Annotated in this window: 18 protein-coding genes; 8 read left to right on the top strand and 10 right to left on the bottom strand. The window is 64.4% G+C overall.

Translation table 11 applies throughout. The features are described from left to right. Window positions 1–30 precede the first annotated feature (30 nt). The gene (locus ACYU0X_RS02070; protein ID WP_461901981.1) at window positions 31–1,053 is read left to right on the top strand and encodes a YeiH family protein; all 1,023 of its coding nucleotides are present in this window, start codon (window positions 31–33) and stop codon (window positions 1,051–1,053) included. Here the strand turns inward: ACYU0X_RS02070 and ACYU0X_RS02065 are convergent. From ACYU0X_RS02065 to ACYU0X_RS02035, 7 genes are all read right to left on the bottom strand, one after another. Further along, window positions 1,040–1,759 (bottom strand): AAA family ATPase, encoded by a 720-nt coding sequence (locus ACYU0X_RS02065; protein ID WP_461901980.1) that lies wholly within the window; start codon window positions 1,757–1,759, stop codon window positions 1,040–1,042. The two genes, ACYU0X_RS02070 and ACYU0X_RS02065, sit on opposite strands and share 14 nt — an antisense overlap. A 4-nt stretch (window positions 1,760–1,763) precedes the next feature. After that, window positions 1,764–3,251, bottom strand: a complete 1,488-nt coding sequence (locus tag ACYU0X_RS02060; RefSeq protein WP_461901979.1) for a helix-turn-helix domain-containing protein — start codon at window positions 3,249–3,251, stop codon at window positions 1,764–1,766. Window positions 3,252–3,365: 114 nt separating this feature from the next. Beyond that, on the bottom strand, window positions 3,366–4,754 hold the full coding sequence (locus tag ACYU0X_RS02055) for an aminotransferase class III-fold pyridoxal phosphate-dependent enzyme (RefSeq protein ID WP_461901977.1): 1,389 nt from the start codon (window positions 4,752–4,754) through the stop codon (window positions 3,366–3,368). Beyond that, window positions 4,741–6,105 carry an acetyl-CoA carboxylase biotin carboxylase subunit gene (gene accC, locus ACYU0X_RS02050; protein WP_461901976.1) on the bottom strand — a complete coding sequence of 455 codons (1,365 nt, stop codon included), beginning with the start codon at window positions 6,103–6,105 and terminating at the stop codon, window positions 4,741–4,743. Before accC ends, ACYU0X_RS02055 begins: the two co-directional genes overlap by 14 nt. After that, a complete protein-coding gene (accB, locus tag ACYU0X_RS02045) occupies window positions 6,102–6,638 on the bottom strand; it encodes an acetyl-CoA carboxylase biotin carboxyl carrier protein (RefSeq protein WP_461901975.1) in 537 nt (178 codons plus the stop codon). Before accB ends, accC begins: the two co-directional genes overlap by 4 nt. A gap of 4 nt (window positions 6,639–6,642) precedes the next feature. After that, window positions 6,643–8,169: a pyruvate carboxylase subunit B gene (locus ACYU0X_RS02040; protein WP_461901974.1), complete on the bottom strand. Its 1,527-nt coding sequence runs from the start codon at window positions 8,167–8,169 to the stop codon at window positions 6,643–6,645. A 39-nt stretch (window positions 8,170–8,208) separates the two neighbouring features. Then, window positions 8,209–9,252, bottom strand: coding sequence for a hypothetical protein (locus ACYU0X_RS02035; protein ID WP_461901973.1), 1,044 nt, complete (start codon window positions 9,250–9,252; stop codon window positions 8,209–8,211). A 248-nt stretch (window positions 9,253–9,500) separates the two neighbouring features. Here ACYU0X_RS02035 and ACYU0X_RS02030 point away from each other — a divergent pair, with 248 nt between their 5' ends. Continuing rightward, complete coding sequence (locus ACYU0X_RS02030; protein WP_461901972.1) at window positions 9,501–10,025, top strand: Lrp/AsnC family transcriptional regulator; 525 nt, start codon at window positions 9,501–9,503, stop codon at window positions 10,023–10,025. Between the two features lie 73 nt (window positions 10,026–10,098). On the opposite strand, the gene ACYU0X_RS02025 is transcribed toward ACYU0X_RS02030, so the two are convergent. Together ACYU0X_RS02025 and ACYU0X_RS02020 are read right to left on the bottom strand one after the other, a co-directional pair. Further along, window positions 10,099–11,526, bottom strand: coding sequence for an APC family permease (locus ACYU0X_RS02025; RefSeq protein ID WP_461901971.1), 1,428 nt, complete (start codon window positions 11,524–11,526; stop codon window positions 10,099–10,101). A 57-nt stretch (window positions 11,527–11,583) separates the two neighbouring features. Next, window positions 11,584–12,696, bottom strand: coding sequence for an alcohol dehydrogenase catalytic domain-containing protein (locus ACYU0X_RS02020; protein ID WP_461901970.1), 1,113 nt, complete (start codon window positions 12,694–12,696; stop codon window positions 11,584–11,586). Between the two features lie 146 nt (window positions 12,697–12,842). Here ACYU0X_RS02020 and ACYU0X_RS02015 point away from each other — a divergent pair, with 146 nt between their 5' ends. After that, the gene (locus ACYU0X_RS02015) at window positions 12,843–14,360 is read left to right on the top strand and encodes a PucR family transcriptional regulator (protein ID WP_461901969.1); all 1,518 of its coding nucleotides are present in this window, start codon (window positions 12,843–12,845) and stop codon (window positions 14,358–14,360) included. A 40-nt stretch (window positions 14,361–14,400) separates the two neighbouring features. On the opposite strand, the gene ACYU0X_RS02010 is transcribed toward ACYU0X_RS02015, so the two are convergent. After that, a complete protein-coding gene (locus ACYU0X_RS02010) occupies window positions 14,401–15,783 on the bottom strand; it encodes an aldehyde dehydrogenase family protein (protein ID WP_461902770.1) in 1,383 nt (460 codons plus the stop codon). A gap of 416 nt (window positions 15,784–16,199) precedes the next feature. Between ACYU0X_RS02010 and ACYU0X_RS02005 the strand changes: the two genes are divergently transcribed. From ACYU0X_RS02005 to ACYU0X_RS01985, 5 genes are all read left to right on the top strand, one after another. Continuing rightward, complete coding sequence (locus ACYU0X_RS02005; protein ID WP_461901968.1) at window positions 16,200–16,820, top strand: dTMP kinase; 621 nt, start codon at window positions 16,200–16,202, stop codon at window positions 16,818–16,820. Between the two features lie 10 nt (window positions 16,821–16,830). Beyond that, window positions 16,831–17,445 carry a HutD family protein gene (locus ACYU0X_RS02000; RefSeq protein ID WP_461901967.1) on the top strand — a complete coding sequence of 205 codons (615 nt, stop codon included), beginning with the start codon at window positions 16,831–16,833 and terminating at the stop codon, window positions 17,443–17,445. Between the two features lie 225 nt (window positions 17,446–17,670). After that, window positions 17,671–18,972 (top strand): isocitrate lyase, encoded by a 1,302-nt coding sequence (gene aceA, locus ACYU0X_RS01995; protein WP_459275123.1) that lies wholly within the window; start codon window positions 17,671–17,673, stop codon window positions 18,970–18,972. A 119-nt stretch (window positions 18,973–19,091) separates the two neighbouring features. Beyond that, entirely contained in the window at window positions 19,092–20,729 is a 1,638-nt protein-coding gene (aceB, locus tag ACYU0X_RS01990) for a malate synthase A (RefSeq protein WP_461901966.1), read from the top strand. A gap of 108 nt (window positions 20,730–20,837) precedes the next feature. Next, complete coding sequence (locus ACYU0X_RS01985) at window positions 20,838–21,908, top strand: alpha/beta hydrolase (RefSeq protein WP_461901965.1); 1,071 nt, start codon at window positions 20,838–20,840, stop codon at window positions 21,906–21,908. The last annotated feature ends 95 nt before the right edge of the window (window positions 21,909–22,003 follow it).

Genomic DNA, 22,003 nt, shown 5'->3' with positions numbered 1-22,003 from the left:
GAGCGATGCAGACGCGACATCATGGAGAACATGAGCACCACCCCCGTTCTTCAAACCCCGCGCCCACGGCAGACCCGGCGCGAACTACTGGCACCGATCGGTACCGGATTCGCCCTGGCCGTGCTGGGCTGGTTGGCCGCACGTTGGCAACCGCTGATCTCCCCCGCACTATTAGCCATGCTCGGCGGCGTACTGGCCCGCAATCTCTTCACCTTGCCCGGCTACTGGGAGCCGGGATTGGAATGGCTCTCGCGCACCGCCCTACGCGTAGGCATCGTGCTATTGGGGTTCAAAGTGGTGCTCGGCGATATCCTCGCCTTGGGCGGCGGAGCCATCCTCTTGGCGGTAGCAATCGTGGTGCTGGGCCTAGTTGGCAGCTACGGGATGTGCCGCTGGCTAGGCATGGGACATGCTCAAAGCCTGCTCATCGCTTCGGGTTTTTCCATCTGCGGAGCCGCCGCGGTGGCCGGGGCCGGCAGTGTTGTGCAAGCCAAAGACGAAGAAGTCTCCCTCGCGGTGGGATTGGTCGTGCTCTTTGGCACGCTGATGATCGCCGTGGTTCCCGCAGTGGGTGCGCTGGTCGGCTTCGACGCGCACGCGGTGGCATTGCTGGCCGGAGCCTCCACGCACGAGGTCGCTCAGGTCGTGGTGATCGGCGGATTCTTCGGCGGCACGGCGCTAGCAACCGCAGTAATCATGAAATTGGCCCGCGTGGTCCTCATGGCCCCGCTGATGCTCACCCTCAACCTGTTGCAGTGGCGCCACCAGCCGCAACCCGTCGGCGGTAAGCGCCCGCCACTGGTACCACTATTCGTACTCGGGTTCCTGGCGGCCATGCTGCTCGCATCGCTCCTGCCCATTCCCGCCGCAGTGGGCGGCGCGCTGGGCACGGCGCAGACCCTGCTGCTGGCGGCGGCCATGTTCGGCCTCGGTTGCAAGGTACGGCTGGCCACGTGGCGCGCCTTGGGGGCCAAGCCCTTTATTGCCGGCACCTTGGCCACCGCACTGGTTACGCTCATCTCCGTCGTCGGCGTAATGCTCATCGGCCGTTGAAATGCCCGGCCGGATCGGCCAAAAAGCTACGCCACCCGGTGACCAGTTCCAATCGGTCGTAATCCACCAGTTCATAACCGGCATCGCTCAATTGGTAGATCTGGGCCCCGGGAAAGGCGGCCAGCACCGGCGAGTGAGTGGATATCACCACCTGCGATCCGTCTTGGATCGCCCGCTGCATGAGGTGCACGAGCTCGATACAGCTGTGCATAGACAACGCCGATTCCGGCTCGTCGAATAGCCATAAGCCCCGAACTGTGGGCAGGCGCTCCTGCACCAGCTCGAGAATGGACTCGCCATGGCTGCGTTCATGCAGACTGGAGTCGAATCGGCTTTCCTCGAGGTAGCTATAGAAAGAGTGCATGGTCTCGGCGCGCAGGAAGAAGCCCTTGCGGGAAGCTGCGGCCCCACGGATAAGTTTGAGCTGCGCATGGAGCGGCGATTCGGAGGGTCGGGTCACGTGCATCGCCCCGGTGGAACCGCCCTCGGGATTCATCCCGTAGGCCATCGCCAGCGCTTCGAGCACCGTGGATTTCCCGGTTCCGTTCTGCCCGGTCAGGATGGTCACCGGCCCTAAATCCAACCCATCGCGCAACAGCTGACGCACCGGAGGCAGCGTGCCCGGCCAGCGATCTGTCTGGTATTCGCCAACGACCGGGTCGGCTTCGATCCGGCGCACCGGTAAAAACAGGGTAGTAAGTTCCATGGACTCAGCCGGACTGATCCTGCAAGAAGCGATACACCTCGGTTTCATCCACCCCGGGGAAAGCACCGGTGGGCATGGCCGCGAGCAAATGCGTGTTGGCTCGGGTGGCCGGCCACGCGTTACCTGACCAAAGCTCGGACAGCTGCGCCGGAGGCCGCCGGCAGCAGCTCTCGTCGGGACATTTCGACTGGCAGCGTTCCTTGGTATCGCGTCCGCGGAAGTACTTCACATGCTCGAAGGGCACCCCGATCGACAACGAGTACAGCCCCGAGGAATGCCGTTCGGTACGCGCGGTGCACCAGTAGGTGCCCTTGATGGTGTCGGTGTACTGCTCGAAGGAGCGGAATTTATCCTGCACGTCGAACACCACACGACTGGTCCAGTAGCGGCAAATGGACTGCCCCTCGATGGCGCCGGTGTGATCGGCCGGAAAGTTCACCCCGTCGTTTTCGTAGGCCTTATGCAAAATGCCCGACTCGTGGACTTTCTGGAAGTGGCAGGTGATACCCAGGTGCTCGGTGGCGAGGTTGGTGAAGCGGTGCGCGGCGGACTCGTAGGACACGGCAAAGGCGTCGCGCAGATCCTCGACGGCTAGTTCACGCTCATCCTTGGCGCGATGCAAGAAGGCGGCGGTTTCCTTCTCCGGCATCATCAGGGCGGCGGCGAAATAGTTGGTGGCCACGCGCTGCGAGAGGAACTCGGCGTAGCTTTGCGGGGTCTGATGTCCCAGCACGTAGTGCCCCAGAGCCTGAAGCAGCACCGAGCGCGGGTCGTGATCGGCCCGCGAGACCTGGGTGAGATAGATCCGGTGGTTCTTCAGGTCGGTCACCGAACGGGTGGAATGCGGCAGATTTCCCACATAGTGCAGGCTAAAGCCCAGGTGTTCGGCGATATCCGCGGCCTTGTGATGCGACAGCGGGCCGCCGGAATGCCCGACGGCGGCCAACACCCGCGCGGCTTCCTGCTCGATCTCGCGGTAGTAGTTATTGCGCTGACGCATCTCATGGCGCAGGCTGGTATTCGCCCGGCGCGCTTCTTCCGGGGTCGCGGCCTGCTCATTGAGCCGGCGCTCCAACTCGTTTTGGAGCCCGACGAGGGACTCGAGCACGTCCATCGGCAGCCTAGAGCCCACGCGGACCGTGGGCAGGCCCAGCGCCTGATACAACGGTCCACGCTGGGCCCGCTCCAGTTGAATTTCCAGAGCGGCGCGCCGCGAGGGTGGCTCGGTGCCCAACAGTTCGTCGACGGGAACCTCGAAACAGGCAGCGAGCGCCTTGAGCTGGGCGAGCTTCGGCTCCCGCTTCCCGTTTTCGAGCATCGATAGGGCGCTGGGCGCCAAGGACACCGCCGCCGACACGTCGTCGAGGGTCAGCGAGCGGCTCTTGCGCAGGTAGCGGATGCGCCGGCCCAACGCGATGGCATCGAGTTCGTCGGTCCCGTCGGATCCGGCCGGAGCCAGGGCGAGCCCGCGGTCCCATGTGGCAGAGGTCATAGCTCAAGGCTAAGCGAAGAACCGGCAAATTTTCCAGAGCTTTCACCACGCTGGGCCAAGTTCCCGCACCCTTTACCCACAGAAATGCGAAGAAATAGCATTTTTACGCACCGACTACCTAGCTTGGCCGAGACTACGTATCCCCTCGATCATCACCTGCAGCGCGTCGCCAAATAGGGCTTGGTCGATCACAATGGGCGGCAAGAGCCGGATGACGTTCTCGTGAACCCCGTTGGTCAGCGCGAGCACGCCATGGTCATGACAGTACTGCGAGACCGCCTTGGCCCGCCGCCCATCGGGTTCCAAGCTCTGCTCGTTACCAAACTCGATGCCGATCATCCCGCCACGGGCACGAACGTCGATGACGCCAAGCCCGGTCCCAACCAGCGGGCGCAGCATATCGAGCGCGATCTCCCCCAGTGCGGTGGCCCGCTCCAGCATTCCGTGCGCATCCAGTTGCTCAAACACCGCAAGGGCCGCCTCGCAGGACAGTGGGTTGCCGGCGTAGGTGCCGCCCAAGCCGGCCGGATGCACCGCGTTCATCACCGTTTCGGGACCGGTCACCGAACTCAGCGGCATCCCGTTCGCCAGGGCCTTGGCCGCCACCAGTAGATCCGGGACCACCTGCTCATATTCGATGGCCCAGATCCGCCCGGTGCGGCCCATCCCGCTCTGTACCTCGTCGGCGATCAATAGGATGCCGTATTCGTCGGCGATCTGCCGCAATCCGGCAAGGAACCCCGGCTTCGGGATGAGGCAACCGGCCTCACCGAGGATGGGTTCGATGATGATCGCCGCGAAAGTGGACGGATCGTGCTCGCGCAGTGTGGCGCGCACCCGCTCGAGGTGGTCCTCGAGCGGGCTGTCGTCCTCCCGGGGCGAGGTTGGCACCGGAGCATGCACGACGTCTTCAGAGAACGGACCGAACCCTGTTTTATAGGGGTGCGCCTTCGAGGTCAGTGACATGGTCATATGGGTCCGGCCGTGGTAAGCCCCGTGGAAGGCCAGGATGCGTCGGCGCCCGGTGTGATAGCGGGCGATCTTCACCGCGTTCTCATTGGCTTCGGCGCCGGTGGAGAACAGCGCCGTACGCTTCTGCCCCTGCCCCGGCGTGTGCTCATTGAGCCAACGGCACACCGCCACATAACTTTCGTATTCGGTGGTCATGAAGCAGGTGTGCGTAAAGCGGTCCAGCTGGGCGATCAGCCGCTCGCGCACCCGTTCATTCGAGGCGCCCAGCGCGGTGGGGCCAAGTCCGGAGGCGAGGTCGATAATGCGGTTGCCATCGACATCAAGCAGGATGCCGCCGTCGGCACGCTCGATGAAGACCGGCAGCTGTGCCCCGAACCCGTTCGATACCTGGGCACGGCGCTGCACCATCAGCTCGCGAGAGCGCGGGCCGGGGATCTCGGTGGCTAGATGCCGGCTTTGCGGGATCGGGGGCAGCGGCGGATGCACCGCGCGAGGTCCGGAGCCCATAACGGCCGGGTCAAAGGTTGTCATGACGTCGTTCCTCCATAAATTCTGCGATGAAGCCGGTATTGAATGTACCGCTACGGAATGTAGGGCTGGTGAGCACCTCGCGATGGAAGCCCGCAGTGGTTACGACCCCGTCGATACGAAACTCATTCAGGGCCCGCAGGGAACGTTCGATGGCTTCGTCGCGGTTTTGGCCCCAGCAGATGAGCTTGCCGACCATCGAGTCGTAGTACGGCGAGATCGTCGAGCCGCTTTCGAGGTGCGAATCTAGGCGCACCCCGAAGCCGCCCGGGACGTGGAACTCGCCTATGGTTCCCGGGTGCGGGGCGAAACCACGGGCGGCGTCCTCGGCGTTGATCCGGCACTCGATGGCATGCCCACGCACCTGCACCTCGTCCTGGGTCAGCTCAAGTGCCACCCCGCCGGCAATCTGTAGTTGCAGTTTAATCAGATCGATGCCGGTGACCATCTCGGAGACCGGATGCTCCACCTGGATCCGCGTATTCATCTCGATGAAGTAGTACTCGCCGCTTTGGTTGTCGAAAACAAACTCAACGGTCCCGGCGTTGGTGTACCCGACCTCTTCGCACAGCGCAATGGCCGCACGCGCGATGCCGGCGCGGGTGGCCTCGTCGAGCACCGGTGAAGGTGCCTCCTCGACGAGTTTTTGGTTGCGACGCTGAGCCGTGCAGTCACGTTCACCCAGGTGTAGGGTGGTGCGGCCATCCGAGATCACTTGGATCTCAATATGGCGGATATCCCTCAGAAAGCGCTCGATATACACCGACGGATCACCGAAGGCGACCTCGGCCTCCGCCATGATCTCGGCCAGGTCGGTCGGAAGCGTGTCGGCCGACTCTACGACCCGTAGCCCCCGGCCCCCGCCGCCGGCCGCGGCCTTGATCAGTAGCGGGAACCCCACCTGCTGGGCCACCTCGAAGGCCTCGTCCTGATCGGCGATCGCCCCATCGGAGCCCGGCACCGTTGGCACTCCGGCACGCCGGGCGATCTTTTTCGCCTCGATCTTATCGCCCATCCGTCGAATAACGTCGGCCGCGGGGCCGACGAAACCCACACCTTCGGCTTCACAGAGCGCCACGAAGTCGGCGTTCTCGGAGAGGAAGCCGTAGCCGGGGTGGATCGCGTCGGCACCGCTAGCTTGGGCCGCACCGATCACCGCCCGGCTGTCGCGGTAACTGAGTTTGGCCGAGGCCGGTCCAATACATAACGCCTGATCGGCCAGCCGCACCGGCAACGAGTCACGATCGGCCTCGGAATAGGCCAGGATGCTGCGGATGCCCAGTTCCTTACAGGCCCGGATTATACGCAGCGCAATTTCGCCACGGTTGGCAATCAGCACACTTGAGAGGGTCATGAGGCATCCCGCTTAATGACCATCAGCGGCTGCCCGTACTCGACCAACGATTCGTTCTTGGCCAGAATACGCACCACGCTACCGGCGACGCCGGCCTCGATGTTATTCATCAGTTTCATCACCTCAACGATGCCCAACACGCTATGCGGTTGCACGCTGTCTCCCACGCTGACGAAGGCGGCGGCCCCGGGCTGCGGGGCCGCGTAGAAGGTGCCGAGCATCGGCGCGGTGATCAGTACCTCGTCCTCGGCAAGTTGGCTCGGGTCGGCCGAAACTCTCGGCGCGGCGGCAGATTCCGGTCGGGCCGCCGGTGCGGCGGGTGCCGGAGTGGATGCGGCGCTGGGCTCATGAACTGGCGGCGCCAAGGGCGCTGCCGGGGCGCTGGCTACCCCCTGCGGTACTGCACCATTGTTGCGCGAGATATGCAGTTCCACCTCACCGACTTTCAGCGTTAACTCGCCCACATCCGGCGCGAGATTCGCCCAGTCGACAATCGCCTTCAGTTCGCGCATATCGGGCTGGTTACCGGTCATTTTCTTACTCTCCTTTGTCTAGGGTGATCTGCAGGTCACCGCTTCTGAGCACTTGCCGCCCCGCGGGGGTGCTCTCGTACAGCGAGGTGATCAGCTCGAGTGTGGGCATAGGTGCCGCGCCCTCGGACCCGGATTCGGCCCTCACTTTTTTCATTTCGTCGACCTGGGTGCCGGCGAACTGTGCCCGCAACAGCCAGAGGTCGATGTCCTCCTCCGGGTAGCGTTCTTGGAGCGAGGGCAGCATCGGGGCGAGCGGCTCGGGATGATCTGCAATATTTGAGGAGCCATTGGCCAGGATTTTCTCGAGCGCGTCGGAATCTAGGGGCGCCAGGGGCTTGCCGTAATAGCCCAACGCATACTTCTTCACCTCATTGGGCACCACCCGGTAGCGCTCGCCGTTCATCACGTTCATCACCGCCTGGGTGCCCACATGCTGGGCGAACGGGGTGATCATAATGGGGTAGGCCAGTTCGGCGCGTACCCGCGCGACCTCCTGCATGAGCTCATCGAAGCGGTCGGCAAGACCGGCGGCCTCAAGCTGTGAGGTGAAGTTCGAGAGCATTCCACCGGGGGTCTGATGCATGTAGTGCATGCCGGTGTACTCGTGCGGCACACCAATGGGCTTATCCTCCTGCTCGGCGATATCGAGCAGCTTCTGGCTGATCGCCGCGACCCGCTCGTCGTCGACGTTGACCGTGTAGCCCAGCGCGCGCAGATCACGCACGATTCCCTGCGTCGAGGGTTGCCCGTTGCCGGTGGCCAGCGGCGCGATCGAGGTGTGTAGCGAATCTGCACCGAGTTCCACGGCTTCCAAACACACCAGCGGCGCCAACCCGGTCAGGCTGTGGGTGTGCACCTCTAGTGGTCGGTCACCGATCACGGACTTCAACGCCGGAACCAGCGTGCGGATCCGGTCGGGGGTCAACAGTCCGCCGGCGTCCTTGAGCATGATGCGGTCCACCTCGGCTTTTTCGATGAGCTCCTGTGCCTTGGCGACAAAGAGCTCGTCGGTGTGTACCGGTGACTCGCAGAACGAGACCGCACCGAAGGTCTCGGCGCCCATCCGCTTCGCGCGCAACAGGGCCGCCGAGATGTTATCGACATCGTTCAGCCCGTCGAAGGCTCCGATCTCGCGGAATCCGTTGGCGACCAAGCGATCCACCCAGGCCGCGATCACATCGTCGGGTAGGAAGTCGAAGGTTGCCAGGTTCTTTGAGCGGATCAGCGCGCGGAAGGTGGTATTCGGCGCGTGCCGGTGCATCAGCCGGACGCGTTCCCACGGGTCTTCCTTCAGGTAGCGCACCGCCACGTCGAATTGAATGGGGGCGACGAGGTCCACGTGCTCAAAGCCCGCGCTGTCGAATTCCTCGATCATCTCCAGCATGTGGGAGGTGCGCATGCGCGTGGCCCACAGGCTCTGGTGTCCATCGCGCAGGGTCGTGTCGATGATTTTCACCTCGCGGCGGCTGTTCGCGGGCCGACCGCCGCGACTCATCACCTCGGCGATATTCACGCTTGGGTTCTCCGGCATAGTCCTCTATTCCTCTCGTGGTCGTTGTTGGTGGGCGGTTCAGCGCGCCGCCGCGGCGGGTACGCGCCCCGTGGCGGAAAAGTTCTTCGGCGGCAGATCCGCCATGGTCAACAGACCGGCGGGAGCACCGGGCAGCGCCGGAATGACATTGGCGGCGACCGCAACGGTGGAAGCGGCGCTATCGATCCGGCTACTGCGAAATTCCAGGGTCTGTGCGCCGCCCTCGATGCGCCAGCTGTCGCCTTCCGGGAAGGCATCGGCGCTTTCAAAAATGCCGAAGTCGATCTGCGCATCGATCACCAGTTGCCCGGCCGCGTAGCCCCGTGCGGCATGTCGCAGCGCGGCGATGGTGCCCGGGGCAAGATCCAGATGCGCGATCGTGCGCGGATGTTCGGTAAACAAGATGGGTTCCGGTGCCTGGACGAGGATCTCGCTCAACTCCCAGCCCAGCCCCGCGGCGAGCGCGGCGACGGACTCGCGGAACCCCACGTGGCCAATGACTTTCCCGGCCGCGCGCTGTTCGTTGAACTGCGCAGCGCTGAGCCCGAAGCCAAACTTGGCGAGAATCCCGCCGTAGCCAGACATCTCCGCGGTGCGACGGATCGACACTCGATCCACGTCGCCTACGAGACTGCTGAGCGTCAACGGCAGGGTATCGAGCAGAATGCCGGGGTTACACCCCGTGCCCAGCACCGTAAGGCCAGCGCGTCGGGCACGTTCATCGATCCGTTGCGCGATGCTCCGGTGGTCATAGAACCCGTAGCCGAGCTGCTCGCAGATCGTCACGACGTTCATGCCGCGATCCAGTAGCTCGTTGATCATGGGCTCCAGATCGGCGACGAAGGAGGTGGTGGCGACGAAAGCGACCGCGGCGTCTGGGGCCTGCGCCAGCGAGCCGGCGATACGTGCCCGAGCCGGGGCGCCGGGAATCACGGTGTTCAGCTCACTGCCGGCCAAGTGCGGCGCTAGATCTACGGCGCCGACGACCTCGCAAGATCCCCTCGCCACAAGGCGGGCGCCGACGGCGCGCCCCACGGCGCCAAGACCGATGAGTAGCACTTTCGGGGTGTGATGGTTTAACACGGTCGTTCCTTTATGAAATAGGTTGCAGGAAAGCCTCGGCGAGCGCCGGCGAGATCGGCCTGCCCGGACAGAAAATTCGATGGATACCGAAGAGAATTTCTTGACTTAAGCCTATGGTTCTTGCCAAAAAATTCTATAGAATAGCCTGACTTCGCTTGATAATTCTGATTTGCGGTTATTCTCCGCAAAATTTTTGATTCGGCGGGTGACACTCTGGGCTCCATCAAAAAATCTTCAGGAGAGAACCAATGAACCAACGTCCACGGGGCCCACGGGCCCTGGATCCGATCGACGAAAAGATCGTCTGGGAGCTGCGCCGCGAGGCCCGGATCAGCAACAACGAGCTGGCCGCACGGGTCAATGTCTCCCCCTCCACGGCGTTGACCCGGCTACGCGCCCTGCGCGAATCGGGCGTGATCACTTCCACGCATGCCCAGTACGACATGACCGCACTCGGGCTCGATCTGCACGCCGTGGTGTTCATCCGGCTGAAGCCCGGCACGCAAAGTGGCGGACATGAGTATGCCGAGCGCGTGGTCAAGTTCGTCAACGTCGTCAACGTCTTCCTGATGGGCGGTAACTACGATCTGCTCGTGCATGTGGCGTGCACCTCCAGCGAGCAATTGCAGGAGCTCGTAGCCCAGCAGATTGCCGCGGATCCGGTGGTCGCCTCGGCCCAGGCGCATATCGTTTTCGAGCATTTGATCGCAGCGCAACATATGGACCATGTCGATGGCTTCCCGGTGATGCGCGGCGAACGAGCCCTGGACTGAGCCCTTGGGTCATTGACCCACTGGCCGGGCGCCCGTGCCAGCACTTCTGCTCGCCGGGCGCCCGTTCGCTGACTTAGCCCAGTCCGCCAAGGCTGTCGGTCTCGGTATTACCGATTCGTGCGAGCACCTCGGGTCGCGTCTTGCGCACATGCGCGAACCAGCCGATACCCACGAGCATCGTCGCAATGAACAGGTACGGCAGCAGGTTCAACGGGAAGGCCGGTACCGGGAAGACGTTGGCGAAGAAGATGTACGCCATGGCCAGTACGGCGATGGTCGCGCACACGGTGACCAGCACCCGCGGCATCCCCATCTTGCGCACGTAGACCGCGCAGGCGAAGGCCACCATCGCGTAGGCGACCATGTAGCCATACACCCCGTAGGTGTCGAGCCAAACCACGATCTCCATGGGGTGCGAGCCGGTGCGCAGAATCGCGATATTCGCAAGTACCGACAGCGCGCCGCCGATCACTAGAACGCGGTGCGGCGTCATATGCTTCGGGTGGGTGCGGCCTAGGCTCTCATGCACCACTCCTTCCTTGCCCATCACGTAGATGATCCGCCCCAACACGTTGAGCGCGGCGATGCACACGGCGCAGAAGGAGGCGGCGACGCCGAAGAGCAGCACGGCGGTAAACCAGCCGGGCATGCCGATCCTGTCGGAGATGTCCTGTAATGGGTTCGCCGAGACGGCCAGCTCATCGCCTAGTACCGCGATCTGTGTATAGGCACCGAACAGGTAGATCAGCCCGACGCCGACGGTGCTCCACATGATCGCCCGTGGAATCGCTTTGTAGGGGTTCCGAGCCTCGCGCCCGAGCGCGTCGGCCGAGGAAAAACCGGCAAAACCCAGCACGCCGAGCACCATACCGGCCGCAATCCCCTGCGGTGGCGCACCCTCGAGGGTGAATTGGCTCAGATCCCAGGCCTTGGGACCGATGGCAATCAGTGCCGTGATGAAGAGGAACAGGATGATCAGCACGGAAACGATTTCCAGCACGAAGGAAACCCGGGCCGAAATCTTGATGCCCTGAATCGTGAAAAAGGTAGTCACGAAGCCAAGAATCAGCGTGAGCACAATGTATCCAACGATCCCTGTAGCGGGAATGCCGAAGGAAGTCAGCAGGTCGGCGGTGTAGGAAACCCCGCCGCCGAGCGAGCCGGCCGTTACTCCCCAGCAGCCGATGATCAACGCCAGACCGGCGATAAACGCCGCCGTCGGCCCCAGCGATTTCGAGACGTAGGTGTAGATCGACCCGGCCGAGGCGTTCTTGCGCGCAAAGACGGTGATGCACCAGCCGACGCAGAGCACCACGATCATCGCCAGAAGCAGCGAGAGCAGCGTGCCCTTGCCCGCGGTGACGAAGATGGCGGCCGCGGTGAAGGCGAGGACCGCGCTGGGGGCGATGTTGGCGATGGCTTGGGCGCCGAGTTCGGCGCCGGTCATAACTCCGCGACGCAAGCCGGCATCGGTGGGCGGCGCCTGTTCTATTCGTGACATGGTTGCTCTCCTTCGAGCGGGTGTTTTGCGAGTGTGTGATGTGCTGAGCTGCGCGGCTTAGGGAATCAGCAACGTGCGCAGCACGCCGCCGGCTTCAAGTTCCGCAAGTGCCTCGGCAGCCTCGGATAGCGGACGGCGCCCGGAAATCAGCGCGTCGAGCTGAAGCTGACCGTCCATGTAGCGGTCGACCAGGGCGGGGATATCGATCGAGGGGCGCACCGAGCCGTAGTTCGAGCCCAGGATCCGCTGGTCCGCCTCGGCAAGCACGAGTGGCTCGAAGGAAGCGCGCGCACCGGTGGGCGGCAGCCCGACGATCACCGCGGCCCCACCCAGGCCCAGCATCGCGATGGCCTGCTCGGTGGTGACCGTGCGGCCGATCGCGTCGAAGGCGTAGTCCACGCCATCGGGGATGAGCTCATAGAGTTGTTCGACGGCGTCGCGCTGCGAGGCGTCGATGCGGTCGGTGGCACCGAACTGCAACGCCATATCGGTCTTCTCCGGCACCACGTCGATGGCCACAATGCGCTCGGCGCCGGCCAGCTTCGCGCCCTGCACGACGTTCAGGCCCACGCCTCCGCAGCCGATCACCGCAACGGTCGAACCGGGTTCGACCGCGGCGGTGTTGGTGACCGCCCCGACTCCGGTGGCCACCGCGCAGCCGACCACGGCGATCAGATCCAATGGCGCGTCGTCGCGCACCTTGATGGCGCCGGAGGCCGGGACGATGACTTCTTCGGCGAAGGATGAGACACCCAGGTAGTGGTGTAGCGTCCCATTCTCGCCCTGGGTGTCGGTTAGGCTCATGCGAGTTGTTCCGTCGAATAGCACGCCCTTGGGGGCAACAACGGTGGCTACCTTCTGGCAACGTGCTTCATGACCCTGCAGGCAGTAACGGCACTCACCGCAGGGCGGGACCCAGCTCAACACCACATGGTCCCCGACCGCCAGCGAGGTGACGCCTTCGCCGAGTTCCGTCACAACGCCGGAGCCCTCGTGGCCCATCACCATGGGCACGGCGGCGTCCCAGTCGCCCTGCCGCACATGCAGATCTGAGTGGCAGACGCCCGCGGCGGCGATTTTCACGCGAACTTCGCCGACCTTCGGCGCGGCCAAGGTAACCTCCTCAACCGATACCGGCGTCTGCGGCTCGCGGAACACAATTGCTTTCATGTGGATCTTCTCCTTTTCGTAGACTCATGCGCGGTGGTGCCTCGCTTGAGCTGGTTACAGCGATGTTAGGAATCTTCAGTGAGCCGTGTCACTGTGAAAAATGTTGAATTATCTTCGGTGCACCTGACATTTGGTACATTTCACTCATGCCTCTAAACCTGTCAGCAGTTGTTCGAGCGGTCGGCGGAGAATGCCTAGTCCAGCGCGTTGCCGAACGCACTCCGATCGACGCGATTGCCGGCCTTGACCAGTACGTCGTGGCCGGAAGCAAGGATTTTGCAACCCTGCTGACCGGACCATTCGACGCATTGCGTGAGCGTCTGGAGACCGGCGACGACGCGGCCGAGGTCACCGCTCGCGCGGTTTACATCAGTAGCGTCGACGACCAACGGCTGCGTGCGCTGCTGACGGCTCATGGCATGACGGCGGTCCTCGGAGCGGGCGCCGGATTCTACGACCTGACGGCCGAAAATCCCGGCCCCGCCGCGACCCAGCTGCGGGAAAGCGCCCTGCACGCGAGGCTGTCCGCGCTGCTCGCCGAGGATCAAGCCGCCGAGGACCGACTGGTCACCACGGGCACCAAGGTGCTCACCCAGGTGGCCCGGCGCGGGGGCACTACGGCGGTGATCGCCGAACTTGCGCACCGCATCGATGGATGGGCCGTGCTGCTTGACGCCCACGGACAGTTGATCGCCAGCGCCGGGGCGGGACGGCTGCATATCGACGACGCGACGGCCGTCGCGCTTGGTCGCCCCGTCCGCGTGCGCCACCCCGGCCTGCAAGTGCACCAGGTCGGCTCCGACCGCGACCTGTCCGGCTACCTGGTCATCGCCACCCGCGCCAGCGTGACAAGCCGCAGCCGCGATCTCGCCCAGCAGTCCGCGGCGCTGTTCGATCTGTTGCTGCGCACCCGCGACCCCTCGGTCACCGAGCGTTTGGGCCGCGAGGCACTGATCGGGGTGTTGCTTGACGGCGGACCCGAGGCCACCGCGCTGTTGCGCCGTTGGGGCGTCCATGAAACCGGGCTGACCGCGTTCGCGCTCGGCACCCGCACACGCACCATTGACCTGGAGCGACTCGTAACCCGCTGGTTTGATGAACTCGGAATCGAGCACATTTTCGAGGCCAAACCAGGCCGACTGCGCGGATTCATCCCGGACGATCTGGCCGAGGAGCTCGCTGCACGCATGCAGGCTTTCACCCCGCTGGGCAACGCGAGCGCACACCTTGGGCTCGGCCTGCCGGCTCCCGCCGAGCTGCTGCGCCGCAGCGCGCTGCAGGCCAAACAGGCCCTGGACTCGGCACTTGAAGATGGACAACGCGTGCTGCGCTACACCGAATTGCCCACGGTGGAGCTCATTCTCGGTGCCCTCGGCGGTGAACCGGCGGCACAGCTTGCAGCCGCCCTGGATGGGCTGCGCGACGCAGCCGGAGTCCACGGCCAGCTGACCGACACGCTGCGGGTCTTCCTCGCCGAAAACGGCGCGCAGCGGGCCAGCGCAACGCGGCTGGGAATCCATCGACAGACCCTGCTCGCGCGCATCCAACGCATCGAAGAGCTCACCGGACTTTCGATGGACCGTGCCGACGACCGGGCGGCCGCCTGGCTGGCCTTGCGTGCGCTCATTGGCCCACTGCCGGAATCCCACCCACCGACGGTGTGACCGTCGCAAGGTAGCGCCTGCCCGCGCAGTCAAAGCATCCTCAGTCCTGCGCGGCGACGAAGTAGAGACGCTGATTTACGAACTCACCGACCCCGAGCGGGCCCATCTCACGTCCGAAACCGGAGCGTTTCACGCCGCCAAAGGGCAACTCCGCCGCCTCGGCAGCGATGATATTCACGTGCGCCATCCCTACCTCAAGCCCTGCGGCGACCCGGGCGGCGCGCGCCTCGTCGGTGGAAAACACCGACCCGCCAAGGCCCAAGGGGCAATCGTTCGCCAGTTCCAGCGCCTCTGCATCGCTGTGCACCCGGTAGACGGTGGCAACCGGGCCGAAGATCTCCTCCCGGAAGGCGGCAGAGTCGCGCGGCACATCGACAAGCACGGCCGGCGAATAGTATGCCCCGGGACCGTCGGCCAGCTCGCCGCCGGCCAGCAGCCGCGCGCCATCGGCCACCGCGCGACGCACCTGCGCGTCCACGGTTTGCGCGGCAGCTCGGGTGGACAACGGTGTGTACTCACCCTCTCGCAGGTTCAACTGATCGCCGGGCTTCAGCCCCTGGGCTAGGCGCACGAGCTGCGCAACGAACTCATCGTAAATCTCATCCATGACGATCAGACGCTTGTTGGAATTGCATACCTGGCCGCCGTTATAGATACGGTTCTCCCAAGCCAACTGGGCAATCCCGGCCACGTCATCGGAGTCGAGCACAATCATGGCATCAATGCCGCCCAGTTCGAGCACGCACTTTTTCAGTTGTGCCCCGGCCTGCGTGCCCACGATCGCCCCGGCACTTTCGGAGCCGGTCAAGGAGACGCCCTGCACGCGCGGATCGGCAATCAGCGTGGCGATCTGCTCATGGGTGGCAAAAAGCGCCCGATAGCCACCGACGGGCACCGCGGCCTGCTCAATAATGTCCTGAATCAGCAGGTTCGAACGGGCACAAATATCGGCGTGCTTCAGCAGGATCGTATTCCCCACCAGCAGGTTCGGGGCGGCAAATCGGGCCACCTGATAGTACGGGAAGTTCCACGGCATCACGCCCAGTAGCACGCCGAGGGGTCGCTGCTCGATGACCGCCTTGCCGGGCACCGAGCTGGGGATCTCGTAATCGGTGATGAGCCCGGGGCCATACACCCCGTAGTAATCGAAAATCGCGGCGGCAAAGTCGACGTCCTCGAGCGCGGCTTCGAGAGACTTACCCATCTCCGTGGAGATGACACGGGCCAGCTCGTCACGACGCTGGGTAAAGAGCTCGGCAACGCGCCGCAACGCGGCGGCACGGTGCTGGACCCCTTGTTCTCGCCATTGCCGGTAGGCGGTATCGGCCGCAGCCACATACGCGTCGATCTGCCCCGCACTCGCGGTCTCAAAGGTTTCGATAATTTCACCCGTCGCCGGGTTCTGTACGCGGTACTTCGCCAAAGTCTTCTGCTCCTCATCTGTCTTGCTGGTTGGATCCCGCATGGTGCGGGCCAAACGGGGCACAGGTCACCTCACGTTGATTTCCGAAGCGGGACCGGACCTCCGCCAGGTACTAACAGGTGATTGTTCGGTTGATGCGTGCGCCAGCAGCTGCATAGGGTCGGTGGCCTGCTGCTACCCGCCGTTAGGCGCCATTCACAAGCTATTGATCCAGTGTGACCAGTTGCACATCGCGGCCTCTACGACAGTGTGACTCCGCTTTCTTCCGCGTCGGTGCAGTGTGCACCGCGCTGCTCAACGGCACAGAACAGGGCGCCAGCCCCCACAATCCCGCGCGTAGCGGAACCACGGCACTCGCCGCGTCGTTGGAACTTAACCACCGCATTCGCAACGAACGGCACGGAAAGGAGCGATCCATGGCTCAACACAACCAGTCGGTGCTCACCGCACCCACGACCTCGACATCTACCCACGGCTGTCTCGTGCTGTTGGGCATGGACGGCGCGGGCAAAACCACCGCGACCACAGCACTGACCGAGCAACTCCGCGCCGCCGGGTACGCGGCGGTGCAGCGCGCGAATCCGGCCGGCCGACGCTGGCTCGAGCGTCACCTAGACGGGCGTCGGACGCTATTGCCGGTGCGCTGGCAGGATGCCATCGAAACCCCGATCCGCGCGCTAAATGCCGTGTTCACCTGGCTCTGGGCCGGGTTCTTTCCCGGCTGGGTGGTCTCCGACCGGCACTTGTTCTGCCAGTTGGTGTTGCGCCGTGTGCGCGGGCTAGCCGACGGCCCTTGGCTTGAAGCCGCGGCGCGCGGGGTGCTAGGTAGCGCGCGGGTCGTGGTGCTGGACGTCGATCCCTTCGTGGCCCTGGCACGAGTCCGCGCCCGCGGCGAGGACGAGGAAACCCTGAGCTATCTGATGGCAAGTCGACTCGAGTACCTGCGCCTGGCCAAAGCCTATGGCTGGCCGGTCATCGACGCGGAGGCGGAGCCCGCCGTGGTGCTCGAACGACTGCGCGAGCTAATGGGCACGTAAGCTTGCAGATATGAGCCAGACATCGCACCTACCAGCACCCGGCAACATCATCGAGTTACGTCATTGCCCCAAGAACCCGTGGCCGCTCGGTGATCAGCGGCTGGTCGCCCAAGGGTCGCTGACGGCTCAGGGAGAACTTCGGGAGGCGACCGACGAGCCGGACTGGATGCTTGCGGTGGCTTCGGTCGAACATACCGGGCAGCTGCCCCTGAGCGAGGGTTTCGAACGCACCACGACGGTGATTCTCGGCGAGGTCTTGCAGGTCCTCACCGATTCGCCTCACGCGGTGGAGCGCTACCGCCCGCTGCGTCTGGACGCGGGGGTGCCAGCCAGCGCCGAGTTGCCCACGGGCGATGTTTTAACCCTCCAGTTGCTGACCCGGCGCGGGAAGGTTCGCGGCAGCGTGCGGGTGCTGGAATTATCCAAGCAGCGCGAACAATTCCTGTTCGACGGACAGCTGGCCCTGCTGGCCGAAGGCAAGGCCACCTTTAGCGCCGGCGACGGTGCGGCGCAGGATCTGGCGGTGCGCGATGTGCTGCTCGGGGGCGACGCCGCCGAGGTGCGCATCAAGGGCCGCGGGGTGTTGTTGCTGGTCTCCCTCGACCCGGACTCACGCGAGAGTTAGTTAAGATTCTCATTTCTTCACGCGCGATTTCCCGAATACTGCGCATTCTCGCGTGGTCCGACGCATAACCGCGCAATAAGTTGAACTTCTTCTTCTAACGTGAAGTCTGGCGAATCTTATTCCCAAAAACCTCTGTGCACTGCCTTGCCCCTGCGGAAAAGTTGTTCTCACGAAGAACTTCACCGGAAACGGTGACCAATGCAGGTGTTGCAAAGGAGCACAGCCATGACCGAGCAGAACTCGATCGACAACCGCATCGCAGCCATCGAAAACGACTGGGAGAGCAACCCGCGCTGGAAGGGCATCACCCGCGATTACTCGGCCGCCGACGTGGTCAAGCTGCAGGGTACGGTCAGCGAGGAACACACCCTGGCCCGTCGCGGCTCCGAGAAGCTGTGGAAGCAGCTCACCGAGGAGGCCCCGACCGGCGGCTACACCAACGCACTCGGCGCGTTGACCGGCAACCAGGCCGTCCAGCAGGTCAAGGCCGGCCTGCGGGCCATCTACCTCTCCGGCTGGCAGGTCGCCGCCGACGCCAACCTCTCCGGGCATACCTACCCGGACCAGTCGCTCTACCCGGCCAACTCGGTGCCGCAGGTGGTACGCCGCATCAACAACGCGCTACTGCGCGCCGATCAGATCGAATTCTCCGAGGGCATCAAGACCGTCGAGGATTGGCTGGTACCGATCGTCGCCGACGCCGAAGCCGGCTTCGGTGGCCCGCTGAACGCCTACGAACTGATGAAGTCGATGATCGCAGCCGGCGCCTCGGGCGTGCACTGGGAAGACCAGCTGGCCAGCGAGAAGAAGTGCGGCCACCTCGGCGGTAAGGTGCTGATCCCCACCCAGCAGCACATCCGCACCCTGAACGCCGCCCGCCTGGCCGCCGACGTCGCCGGCACCCCGAGCGTGATTATCGCCCGCACCGACGCCGAAGCCGCGACCCTCATCACCTCGGACGTCGACGAGCGTGACCGCGAATTCATCACCGGCGAGCGCACCGCGGAAGGCTTCTACAAGGTCCGCAACGGCATCGAACCATGTATTGCCCGCGCCAAGGCCTACGCCCCCTATTCGGATCTGATCTGGATGGAAACCGGAACCCCGGACCTCGAGCTGGCTCGCAAATTCGCCGAGTCGGTCAAGGCCGAGTTCCCGGACCAGATGCTCTCCTACAACTGCTCGCCATCGTTCAACTGGAAGAAGCACCTGGACGACGCCACGATCGCGAAGTTCCAGCGCGAACTGGGCGCCATGGGCTTCACCTTCCAATTCATCACGCTGGCCGGCTTCCACGCACTGAACCACGAAATGTTCGATCTGGCCCACGGCTACGCTCGCAACGGCATGAGCGCCTACGTGGATCTGCAGGAACGGGAGTTCGCTTCCGAGGCCCGCGGCTACACCGCCACCAAGCATCAGCGCGAGGTCGGCACCGGCTACTTCGACACCATCTCCACCGCGTTGAACCCGAACGCTTCGACTCTGGCCTTGGTGGGATCCACCGAGGAAGGCCAATTCCACTAATCCGCTCTCCTAGAGCCTTGGCGTCAGCCGGTCGACCCCGCGTCGTCCCCCTTGTCAGTCGTCGATTCGACGCACCGACCGGCTGACGCCAAATCACTAGTTTTTAAGGACACGCTGCCATGAACACCGCAACCTCCCACTCCCCGATCACCATCACCGCCACCCCCGTGCGCTACCAGGACGAAATCCTCACCGAGGGTGCCTTGGAATTCTTGGCCGCGCTGCACCGTGGCTTCGAGCACCGCCGCCAGGAGCTCATGCAGCGTCGCCAGGTCAACCGCGCCCGAATCGCCAATGGCCGCAACCCGCAGTTCCTCGAGGAAACCCGTCGGATCCGCGAGGACTCCTCGTGGTCGGTGGCCCCGCTGGCACCGGGCCTGCGTGATCGTCGCGTGGAAATCACCAGCCCCATCGAACGCAAGGCGATGATCGCCGCACTGAACTCCGGGGCCAATGTGTGGCTCGGCGACATGGAAGACACCTGCTCGCCGACCTGGCAGAACGTCATTAAGAATCAGGTCAATATCCGCCGCTTGCTCACCGGGGAACTCTCCTTCAGCGATGCCGAGGGTGTGGAGCACCGCTTGGTGCACGAAGAGCTCTCGGCGTTGCCCACCGTGGTGGTTCGCCCTCGTGGCTTGCACCTGCCGGAGAAGAACCTGCTGATCGATGGGGCCCCGCTCTCCGGTGCCTTCGTCGACTTCGGGTTGCATTTCTACCACAATGCGCAGAAGCTGATCGACGCCGGCTTCGGACCGTACTACTACCTGCCGAAGCTGGAGAACCACCTCGAGGCACGGCTGTGGAACGAGGTCTTCATCGCGGCCCAAGACCTGCTGGGAATTGCGCAGGGCACCGTGCGCGCCACGATCTTCATCGAGACCATCACCGCCGCCTTCGAAATGGAGGAGATCCTCTACGAGCTGCGCGATCATGCCGCTGGGCTGAACTCCGGCCGCTGGGACTACGTCTTCTCCATCATTAAGAACTTCCGTTCCCGCGGTGCCCGCTTCGTCTTGCCGGACCGCTCCACGCTGACCAACCAGGCCCCCTTCATGCAGGCCTTCAGCGAACAACTGGTGCGGGCCTGCCACCGCCGTGGGGCCAGTGCCATCGGCTCGATGAGCGCCTTCGTTCCCAGCAAGAAGTCGCCGCAGCGCACCGCCTCGGGGCTCGAGCAGGTGCGGGTGGAAAAGCGCCGCGAGGCCGCCGAGGGCTTCGACGGTTCCTGGGTGGCCCACCCGGATCTGGTGCCGGTGACCGCCCGCGAGTTCGAGGAGGCGCTGGGCGGGGAGCCTAACCAGCTCGCCCGGCAGCGCGAAGATGTGCAGGTCTCGGCCGCGGCACTGCTGGATATCGCCAGCCTGCCCGGCACGATCACCGAGCAGGGGATCCGCGACAATATCGAGATCGGGCTGCGCTACCTGGAGTCCTGGCTACGCGGTAACGGTGCGGTGGTGTTGCGCCAGCAACTGGAGGACGCCTCCACCGCGGAGATTTCCCGCTCGCAGCTGTGGCAGTGGATCCACCAGTCGGCCATCACCGACACCGGAGAGATCATCTCCCGGGCCTGGGTGAGCGAACTGGCCGACGAGATCATGGAGCGCATCGAACGTTTCGAGGGCGACCGTTTCGAGGACGCGATGGAACTCTTCGAAGCCTGCGCCCTGCGCGATGATTTTCCGACGTTCATGACCGCCGGAGCCTACCTGCGCTACCTGGATGTCCCGAGCCCGGCGCTCGAACTGGTGGGCTAGGCTCGCACCCCACCACCGGCGACGGCCGGCCACCCCCACTTTCAGGGTGGCCGGCCGTAGCCGTGCTTAAGGGGCACGCGTCGGCCGGTGCTGGACTACGCTGGAGCCATGAACCAGGCAGCGCAGAACTGGCAGCCCGATGTGCTGGGCGAGCCCTTCATGTCCCGGGTGTTGCCGCTCTCGGGTGGGCAGCGGGCAACCCTGGTGCGTTACCGGCCGCCTCAGCAGCCGGGTGCTCCACGGCGGTTCTCGCTCTTTCATCCGGTACGTCGCGCGCCGCTGGAGTCGGTTGCGGTACTGGCGGTGCACGGCTGGTCCGACTATTTTTTCCAACGTGAACTGGCCGAGTTCTTTGGGGCCGCCGGGGCCGCGTTCTACGCGGTGGATCTGCGCAACTACGGGCGCAACCTGGTACCGACCCCCGGCGAACCGGCGCTGGAACCGGGCTACATCGATAATCTTTCGCACTACGCCGAGGAATTCGATGCAGCCTTGGCCATTATCAAGGCCGAGCATCCCGACGCGCAGCGGGTGCTGCTCGGGCACTCCACCGGCGGGCTTTCCGCTGCCCTGTATGCCGCGGAAAATCCCCGGGCGGTGGATGCACTGGTGCTCAATTCTCCCTGGCTCGAATTCCAGGCCACCAGCTACGGCCGCGAGGCCTTGAAGCCACTTATCGACGCCGGCAGCTTCGTGAACCCGCACCGGATCCTGCCGGGGATGGACCCGGGCATCTACACGCGCACCGTCAACTCCGCCCAAGATGGCGAATGGGACTATAACCTCGCCTGGCGCCCGGCGCAGGGCTTCCCGCTGACCACCGGGTTCATTTCGGCGGTACTGGCCGGACAGGAGAAGCTCGCCCACGGCCTGGACCTGCCCATCCCGGTCCACGTGTTGCTCTCCGCGCGCGACTATTTGGCCCCGCGCTGGGATGTGCGGGCGTTGAGCGCGGACACCGCGTTGAATGTGCGGGCCGTGGCGCAACGTGCGCTGGATCTGGGCCCGCGGCTAACCATTTCGCGCTTCGACGGGGCCCTGCACGATATTTTCCTCTCGCGCTGCCCGGTGCGCACCGAGGCCTATGCGGTCACCGCCGGCTGGTTGGCCGATGTGCTGGCCCCCGGCCGCGCGGAAAGATTCGCCAACCTGGCGCGGGACGTGACGAATAACAACTAGCGCACCGCGTTGCCCCGGCCACATCCGGGCGCCAGGTCCGCCGCGGCGCCGTTAAACTGTACGCTGGGCCGCGCCCGGCGGCTCCCCCGCCAGCA

This window comes from Glutamicibacter sp. X7 (assembly GCF_054889245.1).
This window is presented reverse-complemented; position numbering and strand designations above follow the sequence as displayed.